This window comes from Acinetobacter sp. YH12021 (assembly GCF_013420145.1).
Taxonomy (GTDB): Bacteria; Pseudomonadota; Gammaproteobacteria; order Pseudomonadales; family Moraxellaceae; genus Acinetobacter; species Acinetobacter towneri.
Map to the genome: position 1 here is coordinate 1 of NZ_VOYT01000037.1, position 6,551 is coordinate 6,551.

Here is a 6,551-nt window from a genome sequence, read left to right on the forward strand (position 1 = left end):
CTAGACAAAATGACACCAAATGAGTTTTACTATGATCAGCTACCCCAACAAAACAAGGTGGCTTAACTAGAGCGGAATATCACTTATAAATACGCTTTTAGTTGTTCAAACAAGTGGGACCACCTCTCACAGTGCACTGGGTTACAAGTCGCCTTTTGAGTTTGAAGCAATGTACTATGATAAGATTAACCCGTTAGGTCAGGTGGCCTAACTTAAATAAAAAAGTCTCCGACAAACCCGGTACGGTTCATTCTTTCTTAATGCGAATCTTGAAGTTTCAATTTGAACTAAAACAGGATCTCCGCCAAAAACACCTTTAGCGAGTACTTGTAGAGTTTCACCCTCTCTAAAACCTAATAGTTGGAGCCGTTCCAATACGGGATCAGTGGTATGACTGTATTGATTACCTTTTTTGAGATCTCTAATTTTGACGATCTGATTTTGTTTAACTTGAAATAGATTCATTTTCGATACTCTTACTTCAAAGCCAAAATCTTTCGAGCACCATTAAGCACGAATAAAGAAACCAGGATGCCAATGATTAAGTCTGGGTAAGCTGATCCCGTCCACGCCACGAGTACACCGGCAAATATAACGCCCATATTTACGACAACGTCATTCGCCGAGAAAATCCAACTGGCTTTCATATGTGCGCCATCTTCTCGATGACCAGAAATAAGATATAAGCATGTCACGTTAGCTATAAGTGCGAGCAGGCCAATAACAATCATGAGCGTTGATTCTGGATCGCTTCCAAACATGAATCGTCTAATGACGTCAACAATCACGATAACAGCAAGTAATAACTGAATCCAACCTGCGAAATGGGCTGCTTTCACTTGATATTTCGCAGCTTTTCCGACGGCATATAGCGCAATACCATAAACGGCTGCATCGGCAAACATATCTAGAGAATCAGCAATCAATCCTGTAGAAGCAGCAATAATACCGCTGATGAATTCTATAAAGAACAGTAGAGCATTAATGCCTAATAACAGTTTAAGTACTTTAGCTTGTCTCACAGGATCAGGTTCATTGGGTAGATCACCTGAAGAAAGCTGTGTTTCATCAAGTTTCGCCCCAAAACCCAGTCCTTCAAGTTTGGCCGTAATTTGCTGAATCCCTTCATTATGGAAGACTTTCAGTTTTCGATTGGGAAGATCAAAAGTAAGACCTTTAACTGCTTCAATATCTGCAAGAGCCATACGGACCATTTGCTCTTCAGCAGAGCAATCCATTTTAGGAATGGTGTAGGTACTTGTTTGCTTAGCCTGTTGATTGCTTATATAAGTTTCAGTCTTCACAAGCTTTGCCCCAAAACCCAAAGCTTCAAGTTTGGTAGTTATATTTTCATCTTTTTGATTATGTAGAACCTTTAAAGACCGGTTAGGTAAATCAAAGATGAGTTTTTGAACACCATCAATTGAAGATAGCGCCATACGAACCATCTGTTCTTCCGCAGAACAATCCATTTTGGGAACTAAGTATTCACTCATGTAGTGCGAATCTTTTAAAACGTCTTCAGTGCTTAAATTTTCTTTGGGATCAGAACTACAACAGGATTGAGCGGTATCTTCACAACTGTTTGAAGTGTTACAGCAAGGGGATGAAGATTTTTTTTCTTCCTCTTCCCCACAACAGCTAAGCGTATTATTACAATTCTTTGAATTGCTTGCTTCTGCAATTGATGGATGATTTTCTTGTTGAGATTTCTTATCTTCGCATGGTGTTTCTTTACTACATCCACAGCCACTCATAATTATACCCATTAAAAAAATTTATAAACTTTGAATATTAGAATCCCTATAGTTACTATAGAGTCAAGATTTTTTGGAAATACCAACTCAATGCATTTAAAAATTGGTGAACTCTCTAAAAAAACCTTATGTTCAGTATTAACAATTAGGTTTTATGAAAAGGAAGGTTTAATTCCGGAACCGGAAAGAACGGAAGGAAATTACCGCCTTTACGATATAGGCTATGTTGAGCGAATTAAGTTTATTTTGAATTGCCGAACTTTAAATATGAGTTTGAATGAAATTCGTCAATTACTCACCTATAAAGACAAACCTGAGAAAAATTGTTCAGATGTGAATGAATTAATTGACTTACATGTCAGTGCTATCAGAGAAAATATAATCAAGCAACAAAAGCTTATTGAACAATTATCTGATTTAAGAGGTACTTGTGATGGCTTATGTACAATTGACCAATGTGGAGTTCTAAAAAATCTAGCTTGATTATCTAGACCTATGCTTTTTTCAAAAATTCTGTATATCTTTACTTAAGGCTGCAAAAAGTTTAAGGTTACTCAAATTCTGTGATCAGATCTTTGATAGATCTGGACAGCTTCTTATTGGTGTTTTAAATACAGATTTGTGTATGAAGAGAAAAACATTTCTAATCCAGATATTGGTACTCTTATTCACATTCCAGAATATTTGGAGTGTGGCAGAGGCTGCGTGTCTGCATGAAATGCCAAACATACCCAATTCAATACTCTCTAATCCAATCGATTTAGACGAAAAGAGTGATAGTCCTAGTCAAGCACTTTATTCCTTAGAAAACTATAAAGAAATTTATGACTATTGTCAGAAGGTTTGTTTTAACGAAAAGTGCAGTCATTTCTCAAATACAATCGTGATTCAGATTGACCCACCCGATGATTTGAAGCTTAAAACTCATTTTGAGACAGTCCTTACACCATCTTATTTGGGAAGAACTTTTTATAAATCCCCTTATCTGAATCAATTAACACCCCCTCCTGATTTGCCCCTACTATTGGTGGGGTAGTCTTATAAAAGCCCACCACTCCTAATCTCATTATGTGTGGTGCATTTCATGTCAAAAAACAAATTATATCAGGATACTTCTATCCTGAATTTATCCTGGTCAGCATTCCGTACAGGTGTCTTGCTATCAGCAATGATCAGCTTGAGTACTTCTGTAGTCGCCAGTCCTCAAGATTTAACGCTGCGACAAGCCATTGATCAGGTCAACCAGTATCAAGCGTCCCAAAATTTCTGGGAAACGCAAAACAGCATTAATGCCACGAATCTTCAGCAAAGTAAGCTGTTTAAAAATCCTGAACTGTCAGTTGAACAAACGGGATTTGGTTCAAATAATGAAAAAGAGCTTACCATTGGCATATCACAACCCTTGGATATTTTTGGTGAGCGAAAAGCAAACCAAAAATTAGCCAGTCTCTCTACAGATAAAACAGCACTGAAGCAGAAGATTTATCAAGCGCAAATTGAGCTTGCAGTGAAATATGTATGGTCACAACTGGCCATTGCCGAACTTGAAAGAAACATTGTCAATGAACAACTTCGGGTGAGCGAAGAAAACCTTAAAGCGATCGAGAAGCGCTTTACTGCGGGCGGTATCGCGCAAGTAGATGTGAATCGCGCACGTTTAAGTCATGCTGAAAATATCCGTCTTTTTAGACAGGCCGACTTACAAGTCCAAGTGGCCACCCAACAATTATCAAATTTATGGGGAACCTCTGATAAGTCATTGCAGGTAAACCTCTCTTCACAAAAGCTCTGGCCAAAATCGACTCATCAGCAGGTTCAAGAATATTTAGCGGAAAACTACGTTGAGAAATATCGAGCTTTACTGGTATTAGAGTCTCAAGCAACGGTTGATCAACTAAGGGCAAAGGCACGTCCTAACCCCACTTTAAACCTAGGTGTCAACCGCACCCAATCCTTGGAAAACTCCACACAAAATCAATTAGTAGTCGGAGTCAGTGTACCGCTTAATATTTTCGATCGTCAGCAAAATGGCATAAAAATCGCGCAAGAAAAAATGAACTTATTAGAGCGTCAGAAAGAGTTTTATCTAAAGCAAAATGCGCTGCAAATAGGCACAATTTTAACCGAGTTGCAGGGTTTAGAGCTGCAATTCAAAGTCGTTGACGAGACTCAAATTCCTTTGGCGACTCAAGTTCAAAGTAAGACGCTACAAGGTTTCTTGGCAGGCAAGTTTGCTTTAACCGATGTTCAGCAAGCCACGCTTCAATTACAAGACATCCGTCTGCGTAAAGTCCAGTTGTTACGGGATGGCTGGCAAAAGGCCATTGAAGCAGAAAGTTTGAGCTTAGGCATTAGCCCAAGTGAAGTCATGTCGAAAGATGCTATTGCACAAATCAATCAAAACTTATGGCAAGACATACAGGCCATGCCTGTCATTGGTGGGGGAAATTAACATGTTCGATCTTAAAAACAGCTTAAAAAAACAGAGCGGAAAAATCTCTCAACCTCTACTGATTGGTTTGGTCATCGGCGCAACCGTACTACTCAGTATTTTCTTGATCTTGTCGGGTAAGAATAAATCTGAAACATCAGATGAACATGCAGAGGAAGAAGGCGCAGAGGAACATGGAAGTGAAGAAGGCAAAGAGGAACATGGCGGTGAAACCGAAGAGCATGCAGAAGGCGTGAGCCTGACGGCCAAGCAACTGGTTGAACAAGGCATACAGTTATCAGCAGTCGATCAAGGTCCGGAGGTTAAATTAAGTTCTTATCCAGCAAAACTTAACGTGAATACCGACCAGCAAGCGCATGTCTCTCCGAGTTTTAGTGGTCATGTCGAAAATGTCTATGTAGAACTCGGCCAAAAAGTTCAGAAAGGACAGTCTTTGGCCACGTTGCTTGTTCCTGATTTAGTCGATCAGCAGGCCAATCTAAAAATTGAACAAACCAACCTTGAACTGGCGAAACAGGACTTCGAGCGTGAGCGTCAGCTGTGGTCACAGGGTATTTCAGCAAAACAGGACTATCAACGTGCTTACAACAGCTATAAACGGGCGCAAATTCAGGTCCAATCGGCCCAATCACGTTTAAGTGCGTTTGGTGCTGTGAATACCAGTAACGGGCGCTATATTTTGAAAGCCCCCATTTCCGGCGTGATCAGTAAAAAGGATTTGGTGCTCGGAGAAAATGTTCAGTTAGCAAGTCAACTCTTTACCATAGACCGGTTAGATCAGCTCTGGCTTGAATTTATTGTTCCAAATTCTGAAATTGTGGGCTTAGCCCCGAATCAAAAGATCGAATTTAAATCTTTGCAAACTGAAAAGGTCTACAGGGCAGTTATTCAAACCTTAAATACTGAAGCGGATATTCAAACAGGTCGTCTTCAGGTGCGAGCAAAAGTTGAATCGAATGCAACCGAATTACGTCCAAACTTGATGGTAAACGTACAGTTGCAACAACGCAGTGAAAGTACCGCATTACGGGTACTTAAGTCCGCAGTTCAGAATGTCGATGGAAAAGATGTGGTTTTTGTCGCCACTCAGCATGGACAAAAAGTTGAATTCACTCCGCAGCCGGTGAAATTAGGTCAATCGTCTGGGGATAGCCAGTGGATTGAAGTGGTAAATGGGCTTAATCAGGGACAAAAATATGCCGCTCAAGGCAGTTTCTTACTGAAATCTGAGATGGAAAAAGGAGAGGCTTCACATGAGCACTAAAAGCCCTCACATTCCAGACCACGAATCGGTAAAACCTGAAGGGCTGTTTGATCGGCTGATCCAGTTTTCTATTCATAACGCAATCTGGGTCATGCTGTTTGTTGCAGCCTGGATTGCTATTGGTATTTATAGTTATCAAAAGTTACCGATTGATGCTGTACCGGATATTACCAATACTCAGGTGCAGATTAACACTTCAGCCAATGGCTTTACGGCTTTGGAAATGGAACAGCGGATTACCTATCCAATTGAGAATGCCATGTCAGGCATGCCGAAAATGGAACAAACCCGTTCGATTTCACGCTACGGCTTATCGCAAGTGACCATCATTTTTGAAGATGGCACGGATATTTACTGGGCCAGACAGCTTATCAACCAGCGCTTGCAAGAAGCAATGGGAGAAATGCCTGAAGATGTGCAACCTAACATGTCGCCTATTTCGACAGGTTTAGGTGAAATCTATCAATGGGTGATTAAAGCCGAACCAAATGCTAAAAAGCCGGATGGAACCCCTTATTCGGCGATGGATTTACGTGAAATTCAGGATTGGATTGTAAGACCGCAATTACAGCGCGTAAAAGGCGTTGCGGAGATCAACAGTATCGGTGGCTTTAATAAAACCTATGTGGTTGCCCCTGATCTGAACCGATTGCAACAATTGCAAATTCCTTTGTCTGATTTACAAACTGCCTTAACAGAGAATAATGAAAACCGTGGTGCTGGCTATATTGAGAAAAATGGACAACAGCTAACGGTTCGTGTTCCCCACTCTATTGTAAACAAGACATTTTTATCTTTTATATTCAATGGCTTATTTTCCTGCTAATTGGTAATACCATGAAAAATACCATGCTCAGAAAAGGCTTAACAATATTTTGAAAAATTGCCTACTGAGCGCTGCCGCACAGCTCCATAGGCCGCTTTCCTGGCTTTGCTTCCAGATGTATGCTATTCTGCTCCTGCAGCTAATGGATCACCGCAAACAGGTTACTCGCCTGGGGATTCCCTTTCGACCCGAGCATCCGTATGAGACTCATGCTCGATTATTATTATTATAGAAGCCCCCATGAATAAATCG

The 6,551-nt window shown here is 40.5% G+C and carries 6 protein-coding genes and 1 pseudogene; 5 read left to right on the top strand and 2 right to left on the bottom strand.

Features of this window, described 5'->3' with window-relative positions; genetic code table 11:
* Positions 1–207: 207 nt before the first annotated feature.
* The gene (locus tag FTT91_RS13885; protein WP_167846498.1) at positions 208–465 is read right to left on the bottom strand and encodes a FeoA family protein; all 258 of its coding nucleotides are present in this window, start codon (positions 463–465) and stop codon (positions 208–210) included.
* An 11-nt stretch (positions 466–476) separates the two neighbouring features.
* Positions 477–1,757, bottom strand: coding sequence for a cation diffusion facilitator family transporter (locus FTT91_RS13890; RefSeq protein WP_131269479.1), 1,281 nt, complete (start codon positions 1,755–1,757; stop codon positions 477–479).
* Positions 1,758–1,847: 90 nt separating this feature from the next.
* Here FTT91_RS13890 and cadR point away from each other — a divergent pair, with 90 nt between their 5' ends.
* The 5 genes and pseudogenes from cadR to FTT91_RS13915 all read left to right on the top strand — a co-directional run.
* On the top strand, positions 1,848–2,240 hold the full coding sequence (cadR, locus tag FTT91_RS13895; protein WP_131269477.1) for a Cd(II)/Pb(II)-responsive transcriptional regulator: 393 nt from the start codon (positions 1,848–1,850) through the stop codon (positions 2,238–2,240).
* A 142-nt stretch (positions 2,241–2,382) separates the two neighbouring features.
* Positions 2,383–2,793: a hypothetical protein gene (locus FTT91_RS13900; protein WP_025465702.1), complete on the top strand. Its 411-nt coding sequence runs from the start codon at positions 2,383–2,385 to the stop codon at positions 2,791–2,793.
* 48 nt (positions 2,794–2,841) lie between these two features.
* Positions 2,842–4,209, top strand: a complete 1,368-nt coding sequence (locus FTT91_RS13905) for a TolC family protein (protein ID WP_004677225.1) — start codon at positions 2,842–2,844, stop codon at positions 4,207–4,209.
* Between the two features lies 1 nt (position 4,210).
* Positions 4,211–5,473, top strand: coding sequence for an efflux RND transporter periplasmic adaptor subunit (locus FTT91_RS13910; protein WP_180169669.1), 1,263 nt, complete (start codon positions 4,211–4,213; stop codon positions 5,471–5,473).
* A pseudogene (locus FTT91_RS13915) lies at positions 5,463–6,239 on the top strand (efflux RND transporter permease subunit); the annotation flags it as partial. The gene FTT91_RS13910 and the pseudogene FTT91_RS13915, both read left to right, overlap by 11 nt.
* Positions 6,240–6,551 lie beyond the last annotated feature (312 nt).